The sequence below is a fragment of the Micromonospora sp. NPDC047738 genome (assembly GCF_040642675.1).
In the GTDB taxonomy this organism is placed as follows: Bacteria; Actinomycetota; Actinomycetes; order Mycobacteriales; family Micromonosporaceae; genus Micromonospora.
Genome location: NZ_JBEYSO010000002.1, coordinates 423,304 through 445,495, shown reverse-complemented (window position 1 = coordinate 445,495; position 22,192 = coordinate 423,304). Strand labels below are relative to the sequence as shown.

Annotated in this window: 22 protein-coding genes; 12 read left to right on the top strand and 10 right to left on the bottom strand. The window is 74.0% G+C overall.

Annotation, left to right across the window (positions count from 1 at the left end; all coding sequences use genetic code 11):
• Positions 1 to 120: 120 nt before the first annotated feature.
• Complete coding sequence (locus ABZ783_RS05520; protein WP_357434664.1) at positions 121 to 2,187, top strand: SpoIIE family protein phosphatase; 2,067 nt, start codon at positions 121 to 123, stop codon at positions 2,185 to 2,187.
• A gap of 97 nt (positions 2,188 to 2,284) precedes the next feature.
• Here ABZ783_RS05520 and ABZ783_RS05515 read toward each other — a convergent pair whose 3' ends face one another.
• On the bottom strand, positions 2,285 to 3,757 hold the full coding sequence (locus tag ABZ783_RS05515) for an FAD-binding oxidoreductase (protein WP_357434663.1): 1,473 nt from the start codon (positions 3,755 to 3,757) through the stop codon (positions 2,285 to 2,287).
• Between the two features lie 99 nt (positions 3,758 to 3,856).
• On the opposite strand from ABZ783_RS05515, the gene ABZ783_RS05510 reads away from it, so the two are divergent.
• Complete coding sequence (locus ABZ783_RS05510; RefSeq protein WP_357434662.1) at positions 3,857 to 5,947, top strand: S9 family peptidase; 2,091 nt, start codon at positions 3,857 to 3,859, stop codon at positions 5,945 to 5,947.
• 99 nt (positions 5,948 to 6,046) lie between these two features.
• On the opposite strand, the gene ABZ783_RS05505 is transcribed toward ABZ783_RS05510, so the two are convergent.
• On the bottom strand, positions 6,047 to 7,000 hold the full coding sequence (locus ABZ783_RS05505; protein WP_357434661.1) for a threonine/serine dehydratase: 954 nt from the start codon (positions 6,998 to 7,000) through the stop codon (positions 6,047 to 6,049).
• A 52-nt stretch (positions 7,001 to 7,052) separates the two neighbouring features.
• On the opposite strand from ABZ783_RS05505, the gene ABZ783_RS05500 reads away from it, so the two are divergent.
• On the top strand, positions 7,053 to 7,232 hold the full coding sequence (locus ABZ783_RS05500; protein WP_357434660.1) for a hypothetical protein: 180 nt from the start codon (positions 7,053 to 7,055) through the stop codon (positions 7,230 to 7,232).
• A 54-nt stretch (positions 7,233 to 7,286) separates the two neighbouring features.
• On the opposite strand, the gene ABZ783_RS05495 is transcribed toward ABZ783_RS05500, so the two are convergent.
• From ABZ783_RS05495 to ABZ783_RS05485, 3 genes are all read right to left on the bottom strand, one after another.
• Positions 7,287 to 9,404 (bottom strand): bifunctional polysaccharide deacetylase/glycosyltransferase family 2 protein, encoded by a 2,118-nt coding sequence (locus ABZ783_RS05495; RefSeq protein ID WP_357434659.1) that lies wholly within the window; start codon positions 9,402 to 9,404, stop codon positions 7,287 to 7,289.
• Between the two features lie 2 nt (positions 9,405 to 9,406).
• A complete protein-coding gene (locus ABZ783_RS05490) occupies positions 9,407 to 9,889 on the bottom strand; it encodes a hypothetical protein (protein WP_357434658.1) in 483 nt (160 codons plus the stop codon).
• 141 nt (positions 9,890 to 10,030) lie between these two features.
• A complete protein-coding gene (locus ABZ783_RS05485; protein ID WP_357434657.1) occupies positions 10,031 to 10,597 on the bottom strand; it encodes a TIGR03086 family metal-binding protein in 567 nt (188 codons plus the stop codon).
• Between the two features lie 31 nt (positions 10,598 to 10,628).
• Here ABZ783_RS05485 and ABZ783_RS05480 point away from each other — a divergent pair, with 31 nt between their 5' ends.
• On the top strand, positions 10,629 to 11,438 hold the full coding sequence (locus ABZ783_RS05480) for an AraC family transcriptional regulator (protein ID WP_357434656.1): 810 nt from the start codon (positions 10,629 to 10,631) through the stop codon (positions 11,436 to 11,438).
• Positions 11,439 to 11,468: 30 nt separating this feature from the next.
• Here ABZ783_RS05480 and ABZ783_RS05475 read toward each other — a convergent pair whose 3' ends face one another.
• A complete protein-coding gene (locus ABZ783_RS05475) occupies positions 11,469 to 12,647 on the bottom strand; it encodes a PP2C family protein-serine/threonine phosphatase (protein WP_357434782.1) in 1,179 nt (392 codons plus the stop codon).
• Positions 12,648 to 12,866: 219 nt separating this feature from the next.
• On the opposite strand from ABZ783_RS05475, the gene ABZ783_RS05470 reads away from it, so the two are divergent.
• On the top strand, positions 12,867 to 13,223 hold the full coding sequence (locus ABZ783_RS05470; RefSeq protein ID WP_073834183.1) for an STAS domain-containing protein: 357 nt from the start codon (positions 12,867 to 12,869) through the stop codon (positions 13,221 to 13,223).
• A 10-nt stretch (positions 13,224 to 13,233) separates the two neighbouring features.
• Here the strand turns inward: ABZ783_RS05470 and ABZ783_RS05465 are convergent, their stop codons facing one another.
• On the bottom strand, positions 13,234 to 14,541 hold the full coding sequence (locus tag ABZ783_RS05465; RefSeq protein WP_357434655.1) for an MFS transporter: 1,308 nt from the start codon (positions 14,539 to 14,541) through the stop codon (positions 13,234 to 13,236).
• 49 nt (positions 14,542 to 14,590) lie between these two features.
• Here ABZ783_RS05465 and ABZ783_RS05460 point away from each other — a divergent pair, with 49 nt between their 5' ends.
• The 4 genes from ABZ783_RS05460 (at position 14,591) to ABZ783_RS05445 (ending at position 16,505) form a co-directional block, all read left to right on the top strand.
• Positions 14,591 to 15,274, top strand: a complete 684-nt coding sequence (locus tag ABZ783_RS05460) for a FadR/GntR family transcriptional regulator (RefSeq protein WP_357434654.1) — start codon at positions 14,591 to 14,593, stop codon at positions 15,272 to 15,274.
• Positions 15,275 to 15,315: 41 nt separating this feature from the next.
• Positions 15,316 to 15,786, top strand: a complete 471-nt coding sequence (gene mscL / locus ABZ783_RS05455) for a large conductance mechanosensitive channel protein MscL (protein ID WP_357434653.1) — start codon at positions 15,316 to 15,318, stop codon at positions 15,784 to 15,786.
• Between the two features lie 80 nt (positions 15,787 to 15,866).
• A complete protein-coding gene (locus ABZ783_RS05450) occupies positions 15,867 to 16,115 on the top strand; it encodes a hypothetical protein (protein WP_073834232.1) in 249 nt (82 codons plus the stop codon).
• Positions 16,116 to 16,145: 30 nt separating this feature from the next.
• A complete protein-coding gene (locus tag ABZ783_RS05445; RefSeq protein ID WP_357434652.1) occupies positions 16,146 to 16,505 on the top strand; it encodes a hypothetical protein in 360 nt (119 codons plus the stop codon).
• A 59-nt stretch (positions 16,506 to 16,564) separates the two neighbouring features.
• On the opposite strand, the gene ABZ783_RS05440 is transcribed toward ABZ783_RS05445, so the two are convergent.
• The 3 genes from ABZ783_RS05440 to ABZ783_RS05430 form a co-directional block, all read right to left on the bottom strand.
• Entirely contained in the window at positions 16,565 to 17,782 is a 1,218-nt protein-coding gene (locus ABZ783_RS05440) for a transposase (RefSeq protein ID WP_357434651.1), read from the bottom strand.
• The gene (gene tnpA / locus ABZ783_RS05435) at positions 17,783 to 18,181 is read right to left on the bottom strand and encodes an IS200/IS605 family transposase (RefSeq protein WP_357434650.1); all 399 of its coding nucleotides are present in this window, start codon (positions 18,179 to 18,181) and stop codon (positions 17,783 to 17,785) included.
• 96 nt (positions 18,182 to 18,277) lie between these two features.
• On the bottom strand, positions 18,278 to 19,498 hold the full coding sequence (locus ABZ783_RS05430) for a benzoate/H(+) symporter BenE family transporter (protein ID WP_357434649.1): 1,221 nt from the start codon (positions 19,496 to 19,498) through the stop codon (positions 18,278 to 18,280).
• Positions 19,499 to 19,568: 70 nt separating this feature from the next.
• On the opposite strand from ABZ783_RS05430, the gene ABZ783_RS05425 reads away from it, so the two are divergent.
• From ABZ783_RS05425 to ABZ783_RS05415, 3 genes are all read left to right on the top strand, one after another.
• Positions 19,569 to 20,117, top strand: coding sequence for an XRE family transcriptional regulator (locus ABZ783_RS05425; protein WP_357434648.1), 549 nt, complete (start codon positions 19,569 to 19,571; stop codon positions 20,115 to 20,117).
• A gap of 103 nt (positions 20,118 to 20,220) precedes the next feature.
• A complete protein-coding gene (locus tag ABZ783_RS05420) occupies positions 20,221 to 20,940 on the top strand; it encodes a protein phosphatase 2C domain-containing protein (protein WP_357434647.1) in 720 nt (239 codons plus the stop codon).
• 49 nt (positions 20,941 to 20,989) lie between these two features.
• Positions 20,990 to 22,189, top strand: a complete 1,200-nt coding sequence (locus tag ABZ783_RS05415; RefSeq protein WP_357434646.1) for a GNAT family N-acetyltransferase — start codon at positions 20,990 to 20,992, stop codon at positions 22,187 to 22,189.
• Positions 22,190 to 22,192: the final 3 nt, after the last annotated feature.

The following is a 22,192-nucleotide window of genomic DNA, read 5'->3' as shown; positions in this document are numbered from 1 at the left end:
CATTCTGCCCGCGGCAGGTCGAGGTGACGACCAGCCGACCCGGCGCGCCCCCTCGCTTGGCGGAGTGCCGCGGCGGGGGGGCGCTTGGCACCAGGGACGGCGGCGGTGGAGGATACGAAGGTGTCAGCGGAGGCGGGGCCCGCGATGGACGGCGGCGCGGATGAGCACGTCCGGCGTGTCCGGCTCCCCGCCGACCGGCGTACGCCCGCCGCGGCCCGGGCGCTGGTCCGGTCCGTCCTCGGCGAGGCGGATCTGGACGAACTGCTCAACGAGGCCCTGCTGCTCACCACGGAACTCACCACCAACGCCATCGAGCACGCGCGCACCGAACTCGACATCGAGGTCGAGGCGGACAACGGGGGGCTTACCGTCACGGTCACCGACTTCGCGTCCGGTCCGGTCGAGGAACTGATCGTCGGGGTACGCAACGTCAGCACCGAGATCGCCGAGGTGGCCGAGCGCGGGCGCGGCCTGCTGCTGGTGGACCACTTCGCCAGCCGGTGGGGCACCACCTACCTGCCCACCGGCAAGGGCGTCTGGTTCCGGCTCGACCGGCACGAGGTGACGTCCGCCGCGCCACCGGCCGTGGCCGAGCACCACACGGCGGTCACCCCGGGCGGGGCGACAGACAGCGCCCCGAGCGCCGCCGCGATGAGCGAGCTGATGCAGACCACCCCCGACCCGTACGCGGACGACCCGCTGCCGGAGTTCGCCAACGGGCTGCTGGCCCGGCTCGCCGAGATGGTGGGCGCGGCCGGCGGCGTGGTCCGGCTGGACCGGGGCGACGGGCAGGGCACCCAGGTGCTCGCCCGGTACGGCCGGCAGCCCCGGGCGGGCAGCGAGCTGCTCCGGGTGCCGCTCGCCGTGCACCGGCCGTACGCCGGCGAGCTGGAGCTGGACGCGGCGCCGTCGGCGTACGCCCGGCCGCTCGCGGTGCTGGCCGCCGAACGGCTCTCGTTGCACCTGGAGAACGACCGGCTGCGCCGGGCGGACGTCCGTCGGTCGGCCTGGCTGACCTTCCTCGCCGAGGCGAGCGAGCTGCTCGCCCAGTCCCTCGACGTCGAGCTGACCATGGCACTCATCCCGCAGCTGGTGGTGCCGCGGCTCGGCCAGTGGTGCGCGGTGCACACCACCGACGAGTGGGGGCGGCTGCGGCTCGCCGCGTGCAGCCACGCCGACGAGTCGGTGCTGCCGCAGCTGCACCGCGTGCTCGAGGAGACCGGACCGGACTCGATCCAGGCCCGGCTGCGGGAGGCGTCCCGGAGCGCCGCGCAGGTGCCGCTCAGCGGGCCGATGGAGGGCTTCGCCGTGCCGCTGATCGCCCGCGGGCAACGGCTCGGCACCCTGGCCGTCGGCCGCCACCAGCGGCATCGGCACGACCCGGACGAGGTCTCGGTGCTGGAGGACGTGGCCCGTCGGGCCGCCCTCGCCATCGAGAACGCCCGCATCCACGCCGAGCGCCGCCGGGTGGCCCAGACCCTCCAGCAGTCGCTGCTGCCGCCGGTGCTCCCGGTCGTCGAGGGCATCGGCTTCGCCGCCGAGTACGTCCCGACCGGCGACGATGCCGACGTCGGCGGCGACTTCTACGACGTGGTCCCACTGCCGGACGGCCGGTGGCTGGTGGTCATCGGCGACGTCTCCGGCAAGGGCGTGCAGGCGGCGGCGGTGACCGGTCTGGTCCGGGACGTGATCCGGGTGCTGGTCGGCGACGGCAAGCCGCTGCCGGAGGTGCTGGGCCGACTCAACGAGACGCTGGTGGAGCGCGGCAGCGGCCGGTACTGCACGCTGGCGCTGGCGGCGGTCGGGCCGGGTGAGGGCGGCCAGCTCGACGTGTCCCTGCACCTGGCCGGGCACGACCGCCCGGTACTGCTGCCCGGTGGCGGCGGGGCGGCCTTCGTCGGCACCGGCGGTACGGCGCTCGGGCTGCTCGACTCGATCACCACCCCGACGGCCGAGATCACTCTCGGCCGGGGTGACGCCCTGATCTTCTACACCGACGGGGTCACCGAGCGCCGGCGCGGCCGGGAGCTGTTCGGCACCGAACGGCTGCGCGAGTCTGCTGCCCCGCTGGCCGGCTACTCCGCCGACGTGGTCGCGGCCCGGCTGCGCGCCACGGCGATCGGCTTCTCCGTGGAGACCCCCCGCGACGACATCGCCATCCTCGTCCTCCGCAACGACACCCTCTGACCGCCGCCCCCTCTGGCGGCGTTGATCAAGAGGTTTGCGTCCGGCGCGGGCCGGATCGTGACGCAAACTCCTTGATCAACGAGAGCGGGGCCTGGGGTCAGAGGCCGCCGGGGAGGCGACCGGGGGCCAGGCGGTGGTGGGGGTCGAGGTGCGCCTTCGCCGTGCGGAGGCGGGGCAGGGTGGGCAGCTCACCCCAGAGGTCGACGGTGCGGCGGACCGGCGCCGGGGCGGACACCACCACACAGCGGCCCTGCCGGGCGAGGAGCACGCCACGGACGGCCGCGAGGATCGAGGCCACCCGGTCGGGGGCCAGCGAGCCGGGCAGCGCGGCGTGCACCGTGCCGACCCCGGCGGAGCCCCGGACCGGCACCGGGCTGCCGGCCGCGTCGCGCAGCGCGTAGACCGCCGCGTGCAGGTCGTTGATGGGCACCTCGATCCGCAGCGCGGTGTCGCCGGGGGCGAAGGGGTAGCGCCCCCACCACTCCGGCGCCGCGTGGCCGACGACCGCATCGCCGCCCAGCAGGGCGGTGAGCCGCTCGGCCCGCTCCGCGACGTCCGCCGGGCCGCCCTCCAGCAGCACCACCAGGCTGCCTGCGGCGGCCGGCCGGGTGGCCTGCCCGGTCAGCGCCGGGTGGTCGGGTCGCCCGGCGACCGACGGGTGCCACGGGGAGACCCGCCGGCGCGGCAGCGGCACCGGTACGGGCAGGTCCAGCTCGACGGCCGCCGGGTCGAGCCGCGCGGCGAGCACCGCCCGGACCAGGTCGTGCACCTCCAGCGGGGTCCAGACCGGCCGGGACACCCAGACCCGGCTGGCCGGCGCGGCCTGCACCCGCAGGGTGGCCGAGACCAGCACGCCCAGGCCACCCTGCGAGCCGCAGAGCAGCCGGGCCACGTCCAGCCCCGGCAGGTCGCCCGTGCCGAAGAGCGCCGCGGCACCGCCGCCAGGCCCGCCGGCGGGCGCCGCCGCGCCGCTCGCCCGGTCGCGAGCCGTCGGTGCCGCCCGGCCCAGCGACGCCGTTCCGGGCTCGCCGACGCTGACGAGTTCGCCGTCGGCGTCCAGGTAGCGCACTCCGACGAGTTGGGCGCACGGGCTGCCGTGCCGGAGCCGGAGCGGGCCGGCCTCGTCGGCGGCGAGCACTCCGCCCAGGGTCGCCCCCGGGGAGGGCGCGTCGACCGGGAGGCGCTGGCCGGTGCGTTCCAGGGTGGCCTGGACCGCCCGGAGCGGGGTGCCGGCGCCGATCTCGGCCACCCCGGAGCCCTGCGGTTCGTGCCAGACCCCGGCGAGCCGGCCGGTGTCCAGCATGATGTCGACCTGCGCCGGGGCGGCTCCCCAGTCGATCTTCGTGCCGGCGCCGCGCGGCACCACCGTCAGGTCGTGCGCGGCGGCCAGCCGCAACACCTCCGCGGCGGCGTGCGGGCCGCCCGGCACCGCCACCCAGCGGGCCGTCCGGCCGGCCACCTCGTCGGCCGGGCCGGCGAACCGGGCGAACGGCGGGCCGCAGATCTCGGCCAGGCGCCGGGTGATGTCGAGGGCTCCGGGACGATGGGTGGAACTCGCTGCAGCCGCCATGGCGGTCATCGTACACATGTTCGAAAGCCTCGGCGGCAAGTTGCCGGATCCGGCAGAGCGCGGGCCCGGAGCCGGGCGGCCGGCCGGTAACGTGACGCCGTGACCACCGAGACTCCCGTCGCCAAGCGCGTGCCGAGCGAGCGCACCCACCACGGCGACACCGTCGTCGACGAGTACGCCTGGCTGGCGGCCAAGGACGACCCGGCGACGATCGCCTACCTGACCGCGGAGAACGCGTACACCGAGGACCGCACCACGCACCTGGCGGAGCTGCGGTCCCAACTGTTCGAGGAGACCCGCCGGCGCACCCAGGAGACCGACCTGTCGGTGCCCACCCGCAAGGACGGGTACTGGTACTACACCCGCACGGTCGAGGGCCAGCAGTACGGCGTGCACTGCCGCCGGGCCGTCCGGGACGGCGAGACCGCGCCCCCGATCAGCGCCGACGGCGCCCCGCTGGACGGCGAGGAGGTGCTGCTCGACGAAAACCTGCTCGCCGAGGGGCACGACTTCTTCGCCCTCGGCGCGTTCGACGTCAGCCCGGACGGGCGCTGGCTCGCATACTCGACGGACCTCGCCGGCGACGAGCGGTTCACCCTGCGGATCAAGGACCTGAGCACCGGCGAGGTGCTGCCCGACCAGATCCCGGACACCTTCTACGGCACCGCCTGGTCGAGCGACGCCTCGACGCTCTTCTACGTCACGGTGGACGACGCCTGGCGGCCGAACCGGGTCTGGCGGCACGCCGTCGGCACCCCGTCGAGCGAGGACGTGGTGGTCCACCAGGAGGACGACGAGCGGTTCTGGGTGGGCGTCGAGCTGACCCGCTCCGAGCGGTTCGTGCTGATCGACATCCACAGCAAGATCACCAGCGAGGTACGGGTCGTCCCGGCGGCCAACCCGACCGGCGAGCCCGCCGTCATCGCCCCGCGTCGGCAGGGCGTCGAATACTCGGTGGAGCACCACGGGCACCGGTTTCTGATCCTGCACAACGACGGCGCGGAGGATTTCGCCCTCGCGTTCACCTCGGCGGACACGCCCGGCGACTGGACCCCGTTGATCGAACACTCGCCCGGCACCCGGCTGGAGTCCGTCGACGCGTTCGAGAACCACCTGGTCGTCTCGCTGCGCAGCAACGGGCTGACCGGGCTGCGGGTGCTGCCGGTCGGCGGCGGCGACCCGTACGACATCGACTTCCCGGAGCCGATCTACAGCGTCGGGCTGGACGCCAACCCGGAATACCGCACCCGCGAGCTGCGGCTCCGCTACACCTCGCTGGTCACCCCGGACTCGGTCTACGACTACGACCTGGTCACCCGGCAGATGGTGCTGCGCAAGCAGAAGCCGGTCCGCCCCGGGCCGGACGGGCGGGCGTACGACCCGGCCGACTACGAGCAGCACCGGGACTGGGCACTGGCCGACGACGGCACCCGGGTGCCGATCTCGCTGGTCTGCCGGAAGGACACCCCGCGCGACGGCTCCGCCCCCTGCCTCATCTACGGCTACGGCTCGTACGAGGCGAGCATGGACCCGTGGTTCTCCATCGCCCGGCTCAGCCTGCTCGACCGGGGCGTCATCTTCGCCGTGGCGCACATCCGCGGCGGCGGCGAACTCGGCCGGCGCTGGTACGACGAGGGCAAGCTGCTCGCCAAGAAGAACACCTTCACCGACTTCGTGGCCTGCGCCCGGCACCTGGTCAAGGCCGGCTGGACGGCCACCGACCGCCTGGTGGCCCGGGGCGCGTCGGCCGGCGGCCTGCTGATGGGCGCGGTGGCCAACCTCGCGCCGGACGCGTTCACCGGGATTGTCGCGCAGGTGCCCTTCGTGGACGCGCTCACCTCGATCCTCGACCCGTCGCTGCCGCTCACCGTCACCGAATGGGAGGAGTGGGGCAACCCGCTCGACGACCCCGAGGTGTACGCGTACATGAAGTCGTACACCCCGTACGAGAACGTGGCCCCGGTCGCCTACCCGGCCATCCTCGCGGTGACCAGCCTGAACGACACCCGGGTGCTCTACCACGAGCCGGCCAAGTGGATCGCCCGGCTGCGGGCGGTCGCCCCGGAGGGCAACTACCTGCTCAAGACCGAGATGGGCGCCGGCCACGGCGGCCCGAGCGGTCGCTACGACGCCTGGCGCGAGGAGGCGTTCATCAACGCCTGGATCCTCGACCGGCTGGGCCGAGCCTGATCCCGCCACTGACGCGCCGCGCCCTTGGCCCCGCTTTCCCGGAAGGAGTGCCTATTTCGACTCCGATAGCCACTCTTCCCGGGCAAGTGCGCGAGGGCCTCAGGGAGCGGGAGCGGTGAGCACCGACGCCAGGACCGCCGGGTCGACGTTGCCGCCGGTGAGCACGGCGGCGGTCCGGCCGGACGGCAGCGCGTCGGCGTGGAAGAGGCGGGCGGCGACCGCCACGGCTCCGCTCGGCTCCACCACCAGCCGGGCCTCCCGGGCCAGCCGGCCCATCGTCGCGGCGATCTCCTCCTCGGTCACCGTGATAATGCCGTCGAGGCGTTCCCGCAGGTGGGCGAGGGTCAACTCGGAGAGGTTGGTACGCAGCCCGTCCGCGCTGGTCCGGTAGGTCCGCTCGACGTCCCAGACCACCAGCTCACCGGCGGCGAGCGACTCCTGGGCGTCCGCGGCGAGCAGCGGTTCCACCCCGACGACGGTGGCCGACGGACGCAGCGCCTTCACCGCGGTGGCGACTCCCGAGGAGAGCCCGCCGCCGCCGACCGGCACCAGCACCACGTCGACGTCGGGCAGGTCCGCCACGATCTCCAGCCCGATGGTGCCCTGCCCGGCGATGATCCGCCGGTCGTCGAAGGGCGGCACCAGCGTGGCCCCGGTGTCGGCGGCGATCCGCTCCGCCTCCGGCAGCCGGCGGGCCCGCGGGACGAACCGCACTTCGGCGCCGAGCGCCCGGATCTGGTCCACCTTGACCTGCGGCGCTCCCTCGGGGACGACCACCGAGCACCGGACCCCGAACGCCCGCGCCGCGTACGCGAGGGCCTGCCCGTGGTTGCCGGACGAGTGGGTCACCACGCCCCGGGACTGGGCGGCCGGGTCGAGCCGGGCCACCGCGTGGGTCGCGCCGCGCAGCTTGAACGACCCCACCGGTTGCAGGCTCTCCGGCTTGAGCCAGAGTTCGTCGTCCCACGGTGCCGGCAGCAGTGGGGTACGCACGACCGTTCCGGCGATGTCGTCGGCAGCAGCCTGGACGTCCTCGATCGAGATCAGCTCCATCGGCCCATCCTGCCCCACCGCCGCGAACCTTCGCCGCCCCTAGACTGCCAGGATGACCGGGACCGCCGAGGAGGAGCCGGCCGGAGCGGAGGCACCCCCGACGGGGGCGGCCCGGCGCGGGCCGACCTGGATGATCCTCGCGGTGGTGGCCGCCGCCCTGCTGGTCTGCTGCTGCTCGGCGGTGATCGGCCTGGTCGTCGCCGGGTCCGCCGGCCTCCTCACCACCCGCTGACGCCCGCCACGTTCGCCGCGTCGCAGGGGCGTCACCGGGTCACCCAGCAACCGCTCAACGGACCGGGGCCGGCGGGGCCAGGGCGGCCGCCTCCCCGGTACGCGCCATCCGCTGCCAGCGCAGCCGGTTGCCGATCACCGCGGTCACCACCGACTGCACCACCACCAGGTACATCACCTGCCGGTAAACGAGTTGCTGGAACGGCAGCGCCCACAGGGGCCCGAACCGCTCCCGGTCCAGGCGCAACGCGTACGCGGCGGTGAAGCCCTGGAGCAGGAGCAGCCCGACCCAGGCCAGCACGAGCTTCGACCAGGGCAGGAAGAGCAGTCCGTACAGGGCGAAGACATCGACCGCCGGAGCGGCCAACGGCAGCACGACCTGAAACACGGTCAGGTACGGCAGACCCCGTCGGCCCAGTTTCCCGCCCGCCCCCGGCTCGTACAGCGCGTGCCGATGCTTCCACATCGCCTGCAGGGTGCCGTAGCACCAGCGGTACCGCTGCCGCCAGAGCTGGCGCAGCGACGACGGCGCCTCGGTCCAGGCGATCGCGCGCTCCTCGTACACCACCCGCCAGCCGGCCCGGAGCACCTTCATGGTCAGGTCGGTGTCCTCGGCAAGGGTGTCGGCGGGGACGCCGCCGACGGCGAGCAGCACCTCGCGGCGGAACGCCCCGATCGCGCCGGGGATGGTCGGCATGCACTCGAGCACGTCGTACATCCGGCGGTCCAGGTTGAACCCGATCACGTACTCCAGGTGCTGCCAGCGGCCGAGCAGCCGGCGCCGGTTGGCCACCTTGGTATTGCCGCTGATCGCGCCGACGCGAGGGTCCGCGAAGCCTTGGACCAGCCGGTGGAGGGTGTCCGGCTGGAAGACGGTGTCCCCGTCGACCAGCACCAGCAGGTCGGCGCGCGCGGCCCGGATGCCGGTGTTCAGCGCGGCCGGCTTGCCGGCGTTCGCCTGCCGGATGACGCGTACCCCCCGTAGCCGCATCCGCTCGACGATCTCGGCGGTACCGTCGCTGGAGCCGTCGTCCACCACGATCACCTCCAGCGTCGGGTATGCGCTGGCCACCAGCGACCGCACGGTGGCGGCGATGTTCGCGGCCTCGTTGTACGCCGGCACGATCACCGAGACCGGCGCGCCCACCACGGGCCGGCGACGTCGGGGCCGGCGGACCCGGCGTACGTGCAGTTGGGCGCAGGCCACCTGCACGCCGAGCCGAGCCACCCCGAGCAGCAGCGCCACGCCGAGCAGCAGATTCATGGCCGAGGCCAGCCAGCCGGCCCCGGTCTGCGCCCAGCGCACCGCGATCCCGCTCATCCGGGCGCCGACGCCTGCCGGGAGCATCGACGCGGGAGCCCCGACCCCCTCCGACACGGTGGTGAACCGGTATCCCGCCTGGCCTAGGCCGGGCAGCAACTGATCGAGGGCGGCCACGGTCTGGCTGCGGTCGCCACCGCCGTCGTGCATGAGCACCGCCGCCCCGGCACCGCCCTGCGGCGTGGCCGCCCGGACGATGGCCGGGACACCGGGGCCCTCCCAGTCCCTGGTGTCCCGGTCGGCGAGCACCGCGACGTGCCCGCTGCCGGCTGCGTCGCGCAGCGCGTCGTAGAGCGGCCGGGTCAGCGCCGCCGGGGTCGACGAGAAGGGCGGCCGGAACAGGGTCACCTCGCGGCCGGTGGCGCCGGCGATCACGTTCCGCGTCCAGGCGAGTTCGGCCCTGGCCCGCCAGCCGGGCACGTTGCCCACGTCCGCGTGGGTGAAGGTGTGCGAGCCGATCTCATGCCCCTCGGCCAGGATCCGCCGGACCAGGTCGGGGTGCTCGTTCACCCGGGCACCGACCACGAAGAAGGTGGCGCGGGCGTGGTGCCGGCGCAGCACGTCCAGCACCTGCGGCGTCCACCGCGGGTCCGGCCCGTCGTCGAAGGTCAGCGCCAGGGTGCGCGGCGCGAGCCGCCGAGTGACCGGCGCGGGGCCGTCCAGCCGCAGCACGGGTCCCGCGGCGCTGACCTGTTTCGGTGCCGGTGCGGTGGGCGTCTGGGCGGGGCCCGAGCCGCCGCGGACGTTGGTGACCAGGCCGTTGAAGCTGAGCGCCGCAAGCAGGGCGACCAGCCCCAGCAGGAGCAGCAACCAGTGTGCCCGAGGGTCGCGGCGGGCCACGTGTCGTGCCATGGTCAGGGCTTGCCCGGGCTCTTGCTCGGCTTGGCGCTGTTGCGCCGCTCGTCACCCTGACCCGGCACGCCGCCGGAGCGGCGGGCGGCCGGAGTTGCGGCCCGGACGGCGCCGGTCGGCTGGATGGTGGTGGGCGAGGGCACGGGCGGGGTGATGCTGGTCACCGGCTCGGGACGAGGGCGCGGCCTGGTCTGCCCGGCCGGGGGCGAGACCTCCACCCCGACCTCGAGCGGCGGCCCGACCTTCGTCTCCGACCACCCGGGCAGTGGCACGGAGGAGTCGAAGAAGAGGCCGGCGAAGATCAAACCGAGGCTGGTGAGCAGGCCGAGGCCCATCGCTGTGCCCGCGACCATGGTCAGCCGGCGGCGGCGGCCGGTCCGGTCGACGAACACCGGTGCCGGTCTGCCGGGCTGGTTGTGCATGCTGGTGGTCTCCCGCTGTCGCGCTCTCCGCTGGCCGCTGCGGCCCGGCTCCGGGAAGGCCATCGGCAGGCCTCCCGGTGCCAACAGCGTTCGCGCTGGTCACCGCGTCACATCAGGTGGTCCGCAGCTCCTCCAGGGCGGTGCTGGCGCGCAGGAAGAGCAGGCCGACCCCCACCGCGGCGCGGTGCCGGGCGGGCCGTGGCGTCAGGGCGTCCAGGCGGGATTCCGGCCGGTCCGGCCGAGCAACTGGTCCAGCGCGGTGGCCTCCGCGGTGGCGGGCACCGGCTCACCGAAGGCGCCCATCCGCTGGCCGGTCTCACCCATCCGGTCCATGAAGCCGTGCCCCGCGGCCAGCACCGCCGGCTCGATCTCGAGCCGCTGACCGGTCGCCCGGGCCAGGTCCCAGCCGTGCACCGCGAGGTCGATCAGGGCCATGTCGCCGACCGTCTCCTGCGGCAACCCCATCCCCGGCGAGACGCCCTCCAGCGCCGCCGGATCCGACCACGCCTCGATCAGCCGTCCGGTCTCCACCGCGAACCGGTCCCGCCACCCCTCGGTCAGGTGGTCCTCCTTCGCCGACCAGTCCACCTCCTGCCGCCGGGCCAGCGCCTGGAAGTTGACCACCACGTCGTACAGGTGGTTGATCAGGTCGCGCACGGCGTAGTCGGGGCACGGGGTGGGCAGGTCGAGCTGGTCGTCGGAGATGCCCTGGACCACCGCCACCGTCCGGGGCGCGGCGGCGGCCAGCAGCTCACTAGTCTTCGTGCTCATAGGGCCAGCGTATGGGGGTGGTCTTGAAAAAATGCGACACGAACCGCGACAGGACAGCCGGGGCATCCTCGACCCCGGCCGGCTGCTGCGGACGGTCCGCTTCCGGCGCCGGCTGGCCGCCCCCGCGCTGCGCCCGTACGTCGAGCACTACTGGCTGGTCGACTGGGCGCTGACCGAGCCGCACCGGCAGCGGGTGGTGCCGCACCCGGCGGTCAACGTGGTGTTCCAGGCCCAGGCCGGCGGCCCGGAGACCGGCGAGGTCGCCGGGGTCGGCCTCGAACTGTTCACCGTCACGCTGCACGGCACCGGCCGGGTCAGCGGGATCCAGTTCCGCCCGGGCGGCTTCCGGCCCTTCTGGCGGCGGCCGGTCCGTGAGCTGACCGGACGGCGCCGGCCGCTCACCCACGTCGGGCTGCCGGTCGAGGGCGAACACTGCGCCGGCCCGGACGACGAGCGGTGCCGCCGGCTGGACGCGCTGCTCACCGCCTGGGCACCCGCGCCGGACCCGCTCGCCGCCGAGGCCACCGCGCTGGTCGAGGAGATCCGCGCCGACCGGCGGATCCTGCGGGTGGACGACTTCGCCCGGCGGCACGGCGTCTCGACCCGGCGGCTGCAACGGCTCTTCCTCGACCACGTCGGCGTCGGCCCGAAGTGGGTGATCCGGAGGTACCGGCTCCAGGAGGCGATCGAACAGGCCGCCGCCGGGCCGCTGGACTGGGCGCGGGTCGCCGCCGACCTCGGGTACGCCGACCAGGCCCATCTGGTCCGCGAGTTCAGCGCGGTCACCGGTGTCTCCCCCGCCGCGTACGCCCGCTCGCTGGCCGCGTCACGCGGTGGGTGACGGCCGGGCGTGCCGCGGACGGACCGGCACTCAGCGGCGGCGGACCGCGACCACCGCGACGTCGTCGTGGATCTCCGGCGGCGCCAGCTCGACCAGCAGCCGCTGGCAGAACTGGTCGAGGTCGTCGTCCACCCGGGTGGCGACGGCGGCCAGCGCCGCCATCCCCTCGTCGATGGTGGTGTCCCGGCGCTCGATCAGGCCGTCGGTGTAGAGGACCAGCGCCGCGCCGGCCGGCAGCACGAACTCCAGGTCCGGCGGGCGGGGCGCGCGAACCCCGAGCAGCGGGGCGGACTGCTGCACGAACTCCACCCGGCCGCCGGTGCTGATCAGGGCCGGCAGGTGCCCCGCGCTGGCCAGCCGGACCAGCCCGCTGCCCGGGTCCAGCAGCAGCAGGCAGAGCGTGGCCAGCTCGTTCGGCAGCAGGATGCGCATCAGCTCGTTGACCCGGTCCAGGATCACCCCCGGCGGGTGCCCCTCGACCGCGTACGCCCGCACCGCGTGCCGCAGCTCGGCCATCACGGTCGCGGCGTGCAGCGAGTGCCCGGCCACGTCGCCGATCGCCATCAGCAGGTGGCCGTCGAGCATCACCAGCTCGTAGAAGTCGCCGCCCACCTCGGTGTGGGCGCTCGCCGGCTCGTACCGGACGGCCAGGTCCAGGCCGGCGATCTCGGGCAGCCGGCGGGGCAGCAGGCTGCGCTGGAGGGTCACCGCGATCCGGTGCTCCTGGTCGAAGGAGCGCTGGGCCTCCACCGCCGAGGCGACGGCTTGGGCGAGCTGCACCAGCACCGGCGTACGGACGGTCTGCGTGGCGGTCGGCACCACCACGTAGAGCGGAGCCCGGTCCTCGCGTAGCCGGGCGGCGGCGACCGTGACGGTGTCGCCGGTCGGCCAGCCCACCAACCCCCAGTTGCCCGGCTCGTCGATCCGGACGGTGGTGCCGATCGGCACCCCGGCGCTGTCGATGGTCCACGGGACGAGGACTCCGGCGGCGGCCGGCGCGGCGGCCACCGCGGCCAGGCCGTCGCCGTCGAAGGTCTCGGCAATCACCGCCGCCGGACTCTTGAAGATCCGCGCCGCACCGGCCGCGGCCGCCGCCAGCAGCCGGCCGAAGTTCGGCGCGGCATGCATCTGCACAGTCGTGTCGGCCAGCGCGACCAGCCGCTCGGCAAGCAACTCGGCCCGCTGCCGGGCCTCGTGGTAGCGGACCATGGCCGCGCCGCCGTCCACCGTCACGCTCCGGCCGAAGGGAGGATGATCGCGCTCAACGCCACGACGACCTCCTGATTCTGGACGGGCGGACTCTATCACCGGAATCTGCGCGCTACTTGTCACGCAGCAAAGGAATGATCGACAGCACGATGCCGGCTCCCGTTCTGCGTATCCCCCTTCTCGTGGGATACCGTTCCACCGAACACAGGAGGTCTGCGTATGTCCCTGACGGTGCACACGGAACAGCGCGGCGACGTGGTCGTCGTGTCGGTCGCGGGCGAGCTGGACATGGCGACGGCACCGCAGCTGCAGGACCAGATCACGGACCTGCTGGACAAGGGGCGCAACCGGCTCGTCTTCGACCTGGCTGAGCTGTCGTTCTGCGACTCGACCGGGCTGTCCGTGTTCGTACGGGCGAAGAACAGCTGCGACGAGGCCGGCGGCGTGGTCCGGCTGGCCGCCCCGCAACGCGGGGTGCTCCGCATCCTCGAGGTCAGCGGCCTGGTCGAGGTGCTGCACACCTACCCGACGGTGGAGCAGGCGGTCGCGGGCGACCCGACGCCGGCCTCCTCCTGACCGTCCCGCCTCAGCGCTCGTCCTCGATGTAGCGGGGGCGGGCGATCACCAGGCCCGCCGCGGTCTGCACCGCGAGCGCGACCAGCAGGAAACCGATCGGCGCGGTCCAGCCTCCGGTCGCCTCGTAGAGGATGCCGACCAGCAGCGGACCCAGCGCGGCGATGACGTATCCGGTGCTCTGCGCGAAGGCGGACAGTGCCACCGTGCCCTCGGCGGTCCGGGCACGCAGCCCGATGGTGGTCAGGATCAGCGGGAACGCGCCTTGGCCGAGGGCGAGCAGCAGCACCCAGAGCGGCGCGAGGCCGTGCGGGGCGACGGCCAGACCGAGGTAGGAGGCCGCCGAGAAGACGGTCAGCCCGAGCACCAGGGGCCGCAGCGTCCGCAGCCGGCCGGCGAGGGTCGGCATCGCCAGCGCCACCGGCACGCCGAGCGCGGTCACCCCGGCGAGCAGCAGGCCGGCCGTGCCCGGTGCGTAGCCGGCGTCCCGGAAGAGCTGGGCCAGCCAGCCCATGATCGCGTACCCGCTGAGCGACTGCGCCCCGAAGTAGACCGCCATGGCCCAGCCGAGCCGGGTCCGCGCCGGTCGTACCCCGGCCGAGGTCGCGACGGCCGCGTCCCGGGTCGCCGTCCGCCGCGCGGCGCGGGCGCGCCGTGCCAGCGGCACCCACGGGAGTACGGCCACCGCGGCCAGCCCGGCCCAGACGCCGAGCCCGGCCCGCCACGACCCGAAGACGTGCGCCACCGGCACCGCCGAGGCGGCGGCCACCGTCGTGCCCGTGGTCAGGGCCATCGTGTACGCCCCGGTGACCAGCCCGGTGCGGTGCGCGAAGTGCTGCTTGACCAGCATCGGCAGCAGGATGTTCGCCACCGCGATGCCGGCCAGGGCGAGCGCGCTGGTGAGCACGAAGACCGCCGCCGAGTCGGTGACCACCCGGAGCACCTGCCCGACGGTGAGCGCGAGCATCGCCACCACCAGCACCCGGGCGGCCGGCCAGCGGCGGACCAGCCACGGGGTGAGCGCGCCGAGCCCGGCGAACGCGATGGTGGGCAGGGTGGTGACGAAGCCGGCCATCGTGCCGGAGAGGCCGAGGCCGCCGCGCACCTCGTCCAGCAGGGCGCCCAGGCTGGTCACCGCGGCGCGCAGGTTGAGCGCGACCAGCAGCATGCCGACCAGCACCAGCGCGCCGCCGCCGGCCGCCCGCCGGGCCGCCGGCGGGGCCACTGCGGGCGGGGCCGCCGCCGGCGCCGGACCGGGCGTCACGTCGGCGGTGATCTGGTCGGCGGCCGGTGCCTCGGTGCAGGTGGGTGGCGGCGTCATGACCTCCAACCTACAATCATGGGATGAATTTCGGCAGGAGTTGTTACCGGTGACACCCCCCGTCGACGCCGTCGCCGTGCCCCCACGCGGCCACCGGGTCCGCCAGACCATCGAGCAGCTCCGGGCCCGCATCCTCGGCGGCGAGTGGCCGGTCGGCGGCCGGATCCCGACCGAGCCGCAGCTCGTGGCCGCGCTGGGCGTGGGGCGGAACACCGTCCGCGAGGCGGTCCGGGCGCTGGTGCACGCCGGGGTGCTGGAGTGCCGCCAGGGCTCCGGCACGTACGTGGTGTCGACCGACGAGCTGGCCCCGGTGGTCGCTCGCCGGCTCACCGACGACCGGATGACCGAGGTGATCGAGGTCCGCCGCGCCTTCGAGGTGGAGGCCGCCCGGCTCGCCGCGCTACGGCGTACCCCCGAGGACCTGGCGGCGCTCGACGGCGCGCTCGCCACCCGGGAGGCCGCGTGGCGCTCCGGCCGGGTGGACGAGTTCGTCGAGGCGGACGCCGCACTGCACACCGCGGTGGTGGCCGCCGCGCACAACGCCATGCTGGCCGAGCTGTACGCCTCGGTCGGCGCCGCGCTGCGCAGCACGGTCGCCCAGGCCATGGGTGACGCGCTGGAGCCCGAGCGGTACGTCGACCACGGTCGCCTGGTCGACGCGATCCGGGACGGCGACCCGACCCGGGCCGCACTCGAGGCCGGTGCTTTTCTGGAGGCACAGCCCAGGGCATAGGTTGTCCCGGACCCCCGATACCGGACAGCACTGGAGTGCGGATGCTCAAGGGCTTCAAAGACTTCATCATGCGCGGCAACGTCGTCGACCTGGCGGTCGGTGTCGTCATCGGCGCCGCGTTCACCGGCGTGGTCACCCAGCTGACCAAGTCGTTCCTCGACCCGCTGATCCGGGTCTTCGTGCTGCTGATCACCGGCAGCGACAAGGGACTGGCCGGCACCGCTCCCGAGTTCCGGGGCATCGCGTTCGACTGGATCGCCTTCGTGAACGCGGTGATCACCTTCCTGCTCACCGCGGCGGCGCTCTACTTCCTCGTGGTCTTCCCGATGAACAAGCTCGCCGAGCGGCGGCGGCGTGGCGAGGAGCCGCCGCCGAAGGCGCCGAGCGAGGAAATCAAGCTGCTCACCGAGATCCGGGACGCGCTGCTCGCCGGCAACCACGCCACGCCGGGCCAGCGGGGCGCGCTGGACGACGTGCTGGGCCGCCGGCAGGAGCCGCCCACCGCGCGCTGACCCACCCGAGCACACCGGCCCTCGTGGGAATCCCACGGGGGCCGACGTGTGTCGAACACATGTTCGATAGAGTCCGCGTCATGGAGCAGCGCAGGCACTGGTGGAACGGGAAATGGGGGCGGCTGGCCCGGCGGGACGTCTTCCTCCGGGTCGACGGCGACCGCTGGCACGTCGAGCAGCGCGCCGGCGGCGCCGAGGGGGTCTCCCAGTTCTACGAGTACGGCAGCGTGGAGGAGGCGGAGGAGACGGTCCGGGCGCTGCTGGAGGGGACGGACACCTGGCGCGAGTTGTCGCCCCGCCCGCCGAGCGGCTGGGCCCCGCCCGTTTAGCGCCGGGCCGGCCCGGGAACCGCTGACGACATGAGTCAGCAGGTCATTTCCCGGGTCACCACCGGCATGCGGGTAGTCGACTCGACCGGCGCCGAGGTCGGCACCGTGGATCTCGTCCAGCGCGGCGACCCGAACGCGGTGACGGTGCAGGCGCCCGCCGGGGTCGACCCGGGCGGCAGCCTGGACGAGCTGATCGAGTCGGCGGCGGTCGAGGAGCCGGACGTCCCCGCCGACCTGGCCGCCCGACTGCTACGTACCGGATATCTCAAGGTCTCCACCGAACGGGCCCGGACCGGCGCGGTCTACGTGCTGGCCGACCGGATCACGGCCGTCACCGACGACGGCGTACGCCTCGACGTCCCGGCCGCGGAACTGCCCGAGGAGGAGTGACGCCTGTTGACTTCCTCCCCACGCCTGAAGGCGGGGGGATTCCCGTGGCTGAGGCGCGTTCACGCCGCGAGCCGTTCGGGTGGTTGGCGTTTCACGGACCGCCCTGCGGCGAGGTCTCCGCGCCCTGTTACCGCCAGCCCGGCGGCGAGTATGTTCTTGGCCGCGTTCACGTCGGCGTGGTCCTGATGCCCGCAGGCGACGCACCGGAAGACCGCTTGGCTCTCGCGGGACTCCGGGGCGACATGCTTGCAGGCATTGCAGGTTTGCGACGTGTACGCGGGGTTGACCTTCTCGATGTGTGCTCCGTGGTAGCGGGCAGCGTGTTCCAGTTTCAGCAGGAATCCGCCCCAGCCTTTTGACAGGATGGCCCGATTCAGGCCAGCCTTGGCCTTCACATTCCGGCCGGGCTGGTCAACGGTGCCCTTCGCGCTCGCGGTCATGTTCTTGATCCGCAGGCCCTCGACAGCGACCATGCCGTGCTCGCGGACCAGCCGCACGGCGGTCTGCGCAGCAAAGTCCGCCCTGCGGGCCCGGATACGGGCATTCAGCCGGCCGAGTTGCGCGCGGATAGCATCCCGACGTTTCGACCCGCGGTTGCGGCCATGGACCCGCAGCGACCGCGACAGGCGCTGCTGCAACCGCTTGAGCCGGACCGCCTCGCCGGGAGTGACGAACTCCCGATCGTCCAGACCCCCGTCAGAGGTAGCCACCGCCACGGCCACACCCCGATCCACACCGACCGGCGGCTTACCGTTCGGCGCCGCCTCGGCAACGCCGTCCTCGACGCAGAACGAGATGTACCAGCGTCCGCCGTCGCGGGAGACGGTGACGTTGCGGATAGTGCCGCCGAGCGGGCGGGTACACCGGAACTTGACCGGCCCGAACTTCGGCAGCCGTACCTCACCCCACCTGCGGTTCAACCGCCGCACCGCGATGTGCTTGGGGTCGGGGAACCGGAACGACGGGGCGGTACGCGTCTTGGACCGCCAGCGCACCTTCCACGTGCCATGCGTCTTGCACGCCTGGTCCAGGTCCCGCAGGGTTTGCTGCAATGTGTGCGACGGCGCGTCAGCCAGCCACCCGCAAGCCGGGTCCCTCTTCGCCTCGGCCACCTGCCGGGCCTGCTCGTTATAAGTGATCCACGCGCCGCGTCGGCGGTACTCACGCCGCTGCTCCAACCCGGTGTTCCACACCGCCCGACACACCGCACCCACCTGCTCGGCGTAGGCAGCCTGCTCGTCGGAGAACGCGAGCAGATAGCGGCGGCCGGTCAGCATTCAACGGCCCTTCTGCTGCTCAACGTACCGCTCCACCGCTGCCACCGGATCGCCGCCGGTGGTCGCCACGAAGTACGAGTTCGTCCACAAGGTAGGCAGCCGGGAACGCAGCGACGGAAACTCCTCCCGCAACACCCGCGACGTCCGTGCCTTGATCGCCTTGACAAGCTTGTGGACACCGAACTGCGGGTCCACCTCGACCAGCAGGTGAACGTGGTCGGGCATGACTTCCAACGCCACCAGCCACGCCCCTTTCTCCTCCACCACCTCCCGGATGAGCTGCGTCAACCGCTCCTCGATCCGGCCGCCGAGCACCCTACGTCGGTACTTCGGGCACCACACGACATGGAAAGCGCACTGGAAGACGACGTCACTGTTCGACCACAGGGCAACGGACACCCGTGCAATATGCAGCATCTTGCTATCTACTGTCCGTCCCAAATTGACGCGCTATCCCCACGGCTAAAGCCGGGGGACTGCGCGCTACGCATTCGATCAGCCGACCCGCGCCGGGGTGGCCGGCTCCGCCGCGGACGCGTCCGTCGGGGGTGGTGCCGGACGCTCGGCGCCCCGGCGGCGGCGGAAGAGCAGCAGCATCAGCCAGCCGGCGACCAGGCCCCAGAACGCGCCGCCCACCCCGAGCAGGCTCACCCCGGAGGCGGTGACCACGAAGGTGACCACCGCCGCCTCGCGGGCGTCCGGCTCGGCGACGGCCGCCGAGACCGCGCCGGCCAGCGCGCCGAGCAGCGCGAGCCCGGCCACCGCCTCGACCAGGATCGGCGGGGAGAGCAGCACCAGGGCGGTCGCCATCCCGGCACCGAGGCCGAGCAGCGCCATGCCTATCCCGGCGGTGACCGAGGCGATCCAGCGCCGCTCCGGGTCGGGATGGGCGTCGGGGCCGGCGGCCAGGGCGGCGGTGATCGCCGCCAGGTTCACCGCGTGCCCGCCGGCCGGCGCGCCGAGCGCGGTGGCGAGCCCGGTCACCCGGAGCGCGGAGCCCAGCGGGGCGCGGTAGCCGTAGCCGGCGAGGACGGCCGTCCCGGGCACGTTCTGCGCGGCCATGGTGACCAGGAACAGCGGCAGGGCGAGGCCGACCACGGCGGGCACGGTCCAGGCCGGCGCGGTCAGCGCGACGGCCGGGGCGAGGTGCGGTCGGGCCGGCCCGGACGCGGTCAGCGCGATCGCCACGGCCGCCACGGCCAGCGCGCCCGGCACCGCCCAGCGGCGGGCGAAGCGGTGCAGCACCAGCCAGGTGAGCACCACCGGCCCGGCCAGCTCGGGCACCTCGACCAGGGCCCGGACGGGCGCGGTGCAGAGCGGCAGGAGCACCCCGGCGAGCATGGCGCTGGCGACCGGGGCGGGGATCGCGGCGACCGCCCGGCCGAGTGCCGGGACCAGTCCGGCGGCGGTGATCAGCAGGCCGGTGAGCAGGAACGCGCCGACTGCGGCCGGCCACCCGCCGGGCACCGGACCGGTGGCCACCAGGAGCGCCGCGCCCGGGGTGGACCAGGCGATCGCCAGGGGCAGCCGGTGCCGCAGGCCGAGCCAGACCGCGCAGGCGCCGGTGGCGAGGCAGAGCGCGAGCAGGCCGGAGGCGGCCTGCGCCTGGTCCGCGCCGACCGCCCGCAGCCCGGCCAGCACGACCGTGAAGGAGCTGGCGAACCCGACCAGCGCGGTCACCAGACCGGCCAGCACCGGTTGGAGTCGACCGGCCACGTCATCCTCCCGACCGTCGGACCGTCCACCGTTCCGTTTACGGAACGCCTCGGTGTAGCACCATAGCCGCATGGCAGCAGCCCCACCAGCCCGGGACCGGGCGCCCGAGACGGTCGGCCGCCGGGTCCGTGCCCTGCGCGAGGAGCGGGGCATGTCCCTCTCCACGCTGGCCCGGCTGGCCGGCGTCGGGAAGGCCACCCTCTCCGGCCTGGAGAACGGCACCCGCAACCCGACCCTGGAGACCCTGTACGCGATCACCGCGCAACTCGGCGTACCGCTCACCGCCGTCCTCTCCGAGCCCGCGGCGGCCCCCACCGTCACCGGTGCGGCGGTCACCGCCACCCTGCTGGAGGTGTTCACCGACACCGACGCGACCTACGAGCTCTACCGGATGCGGGTCGCCCCCGGCCCGGGCCAGCTCTCCCCCGCGCACCAGCCCGGGGTGACCGAACACATCACCGTCTTCGCCGGCGTGCTGCGGGCCGGGCCGCTGGACGCCCCGCTGACCGCCGCGACCGGCGAACACCTGCGCTGGACCTCCGACGTCCCGCACAGCTACGCCGCAGTCGGCGACGAGGAGGTACGGGCGAGCCTGCTGCTGCGCTACCCTCGCCGGTGACCACTGTGGACAATGCTGCCGACCAGTCACCGGGAATCTTTCTCCGGCATACCCACCGGTAGCGTAGAGACGCCGGTGGGGTCTTCTTGGCAAGCTTGACCCCATGACGCTCATCCTCCGCTCGGCCATCCTCAACGACGTCGGCCTCGTCCGGACCAACAACGAGGACTCCGCTCTCGCCGGTGACCGCCTGTTGGCGGTCGCGGACGGCATGGGCGGACTGCCCGCCGGCGAGGTGGCCAGCGAGATCGTCATCCGGATCCTGGACGAGCTGACCCCGCCGGCCGTCCCCGACGAGGCCGCCGACGCGTTGCGCGCCGTGGTCAGCACCGCCAACCAGCGCATCCGGGCCGCCATCACGGTGGACCCGGCCCGCGACGGCATGGGTACGACGCTGACCGCCGGCCTGCTCGCGGGCGACACCCTGGTCCTCGCCCAGGTCGGCGACTCCCGCTGCTATCTGCTGCGGGACACCACGCTGGCCCAGCTCACCCGGGACGACACCTTCGTCCAGGCGCTGGTCGACCAGGGTGCGCTCTCCCCCGACCAGGCCCGGCACCACCCGCAGCGCTCCCTGGTCACCCGCGCCGTGCAGGGCTCGGACGCGCCGCCCGCCATCGGCATGCTCACCGTCGCACCCGGCGACCGGCTGCTGCTCTGCAGCGACGGCCTCTCCGACTACGTGGAGGACGCCGCGATCGCCTCGGCGCTGGCCACGTACGGCGACCGGCAGCAGTGCGGCGAGCAGTTGGTGAAGCTCGCCCACCAGGCCGGCGCGCCGGACAACGTCACCGTCATCGTCTCCGACGTCACCGCGGTCTGACCCCGGCAATCGGGTTGCGCCGACCGCCGGGCCGGGTTGGGATGGACGAATGATCATCCGCCGGTTGACCGCCGAGGAACGCCTCACCCACAGCTTCCCGCTCCAGGCGTACGCGTTCGAGGCGTCGCCGATGGGGCCGGGCCGGGTCGAGCAGTTCCGGGAGTACCTGCCGTACAACGCGGGCAACCGGACGCTGGTCGTCGAGGAGGACGGCGGCACCACGGCCGCCGTCTCGGCGGTGCCGATGCGGCAGAACCTGCGCGGACGCGTCCTGCCGATGGCCGGCGTGGCCGGGGTGGCGACCCACCCGCTGGCCCGCCGGCGCGGCCACGTCCGGGCGCTGCTGCACCAGCTCCTCGACGAGATGCGCGCCGAGGAGCACTCGCTGACCGCGCTCTACCCGTTCCGTGCCTCGTTCTACGAACGCTTCGGGTACGTCGGGCTGCCCGCCCGGCGTACCGCGGTCTTCTCCCCGGCCGACCTGGCCCCGCTGCTCCGGGCCGAGCTGCCCGGCGAGGTGGTCTGGGAGCGGATCGGCGCCGGCTACCCGGCGTGGCGCGCGTTCACCGAACGGTGCCTGCAGGAGCGGCACGGGTTCGCCGTCTTCCCCGACTTCCGCGCGGTCGGGCTGCGCGACCGGGACGACCGCTGGCTGCTCACCGTCGTCCGCGACGGCGAGACGGTCGGCGCGGTCACCTACCGCATCGACGACCACGGCGGCGAGCTGATCGCCGACGACCTGCTCGCCGGCGACCCGTACGCCCGGGCGTCGCTGCTGCAGTTCTTCGCCCGCCACGTCGACCAGGTGGACCGGGTCCGCGTCCAACTGCCCGCCGACGAGCTGCCCGAACTGTGGCTCACCGACCTGGCGGTACACGTCGAGGCGCGGGTGTCCCGGCCGGGGTCGCCGGCCCCGATGGCCCGGCTGCTGAGCCTGGACGCGCTCGCCGGCCTGCCGGTCGGGACCGGCCGGGTCACCGTGGAGCTGGTCGGCGACCGCTGGCTGGCCGGCACCCATTTGCTCGACGGCGCCACCGGGCGGCTGGAGGTGCTGCCCGGGGACGCCGCCGCCGTCGGCACCGTCCCCACCGCGACGCTCACCGCCGCCGGGCTCAGCGCCCTGGCGTACGGCGTGCTCGACCCGGCCGAGGTCGCCATCCGGGGGCTCGGCGTGGTGCCGGTGGACGCGGCCACCGAGCTCCGCCGCATCTTCCCGCGCCAACTGCCGTACCTCTTCGCCGACTTCTGAGCT

Coding starts and splice junctions, on each gene's coding strand:
- ABZ783_RS05515 (WP_357434663.1), bottom strand. CDS start 3,757: ATGGCGGCTGCAGCGAGTTCCACCCATCGTCCCGGAGCCCTCGACATC.
- ABZ783_RS05505 (WP_357434661.1), bottom strand. CDS start 7,000: ATGGAGCTGATCTCGATCGAGGACGTCCAGGCTGCTGCCGACGACATC.
- ABZ783_RS05500 (WP_357434660.1), top strand. CDS start 7,053: ATGACCGGGACCGCCGAGGAGGAGCCGGCCGGAGCGGAGGCACCCCCG.
- ABZ783_RS05495 (WP_357434659.1), bottom strand. CDS start 9,404: ATGGCACGACACGTGGCCCGCCGCGACCCTCGGGCACACTGGTTGCTG.
- ABZ783_RS05490 (WP_357434658.1), bottom strand. CDS start 9,889: ATGGCCTTCCCGGAGCCGGGCCGCAGCGGCCAGCGGAGAGCGCGACAG.
- ABZ783_RS05485 (WP_357434657.1), bottom strand. CDS start 10,597: ATGAGCACGAAGACTAGTGAGCTGCTGGCCGCCGCCGCGCCCCGGACG.
- ABZ783_RS05480 (WP_357434656.1), top strand. CDS start 10,629: ATGCGACACGAACCGCGACAGGACAGCCGGGGCATCCTCGACCCCGGC.
- ABZ783_RS05475 (WP_357434782.1), bottom strand. CDS start 12,647: ATGGTCCGCTACCACGAGGCCCGGCAGCGGGCCGAGTTGCTTGCCGAG.
- ABZ783_RS05470 (WP_073834183.1), top strand. CDS start 12,867: ATGTCCCTGACGGTGCACACGGAACAGCGCGGCGACGTGGTCGTCGTG.
- ABZ783_RS05465 (WP_357434655.1), bottom strand. CDS start 14,541: ATGACGCCGCCACCCACCTGCACCGAGGCACCGGCCGCCGACCAGATC.
- mscL (WP_357434653.1), top strand. CDS start 15,316: ATGCTCAAGGGCTTCAAAGACTTCATCATGCGCGGCAACGTCGTCGAC.
- ABZ783_RS05450 (WP_073834232.1), top strand. CDS start 15,867: ATGGAGCAGCGCAGGCACTGGTGGAACGGGAAATGGGGGCGGCTGGCC.
- ABZ783_RS05445 (WP_357434652.1), top strand. CDS start 16,146: ATGAGTCAGCAGGTCATTTCCCGGGTCACCACCGGCATGCGGGTAGTC.
- ABZ783_RS05440 (WP_357434651.1), bottom strand. CDS start 17,782: ATGCTGACCGGCCGCCGCTATCTGCTCGCGTTCTCCGACGAGCAGGCT.
- ABZ783_RS05425 (WP_357434648.1), top strand. CDS start 19,569: ATGGCAGCAGCCCCACCAGCCCGGGACCGGGCGCCCGAGACGGTCGGC.
- ABZ783_RS05420 (WP_357434647.1), top strand. CDS start 20,221: ATGACGCTCATCCTCCGCTCGGCCATCCTCAACGACGTCGGCCTCGTC.
- ABZ783_RS05415 (WP_357434646.1), top strand. CDS start 20,990: ATGATCATCCGCCGGTTGACCGCCGAGGAACGCCTCACCCACAGCTTC.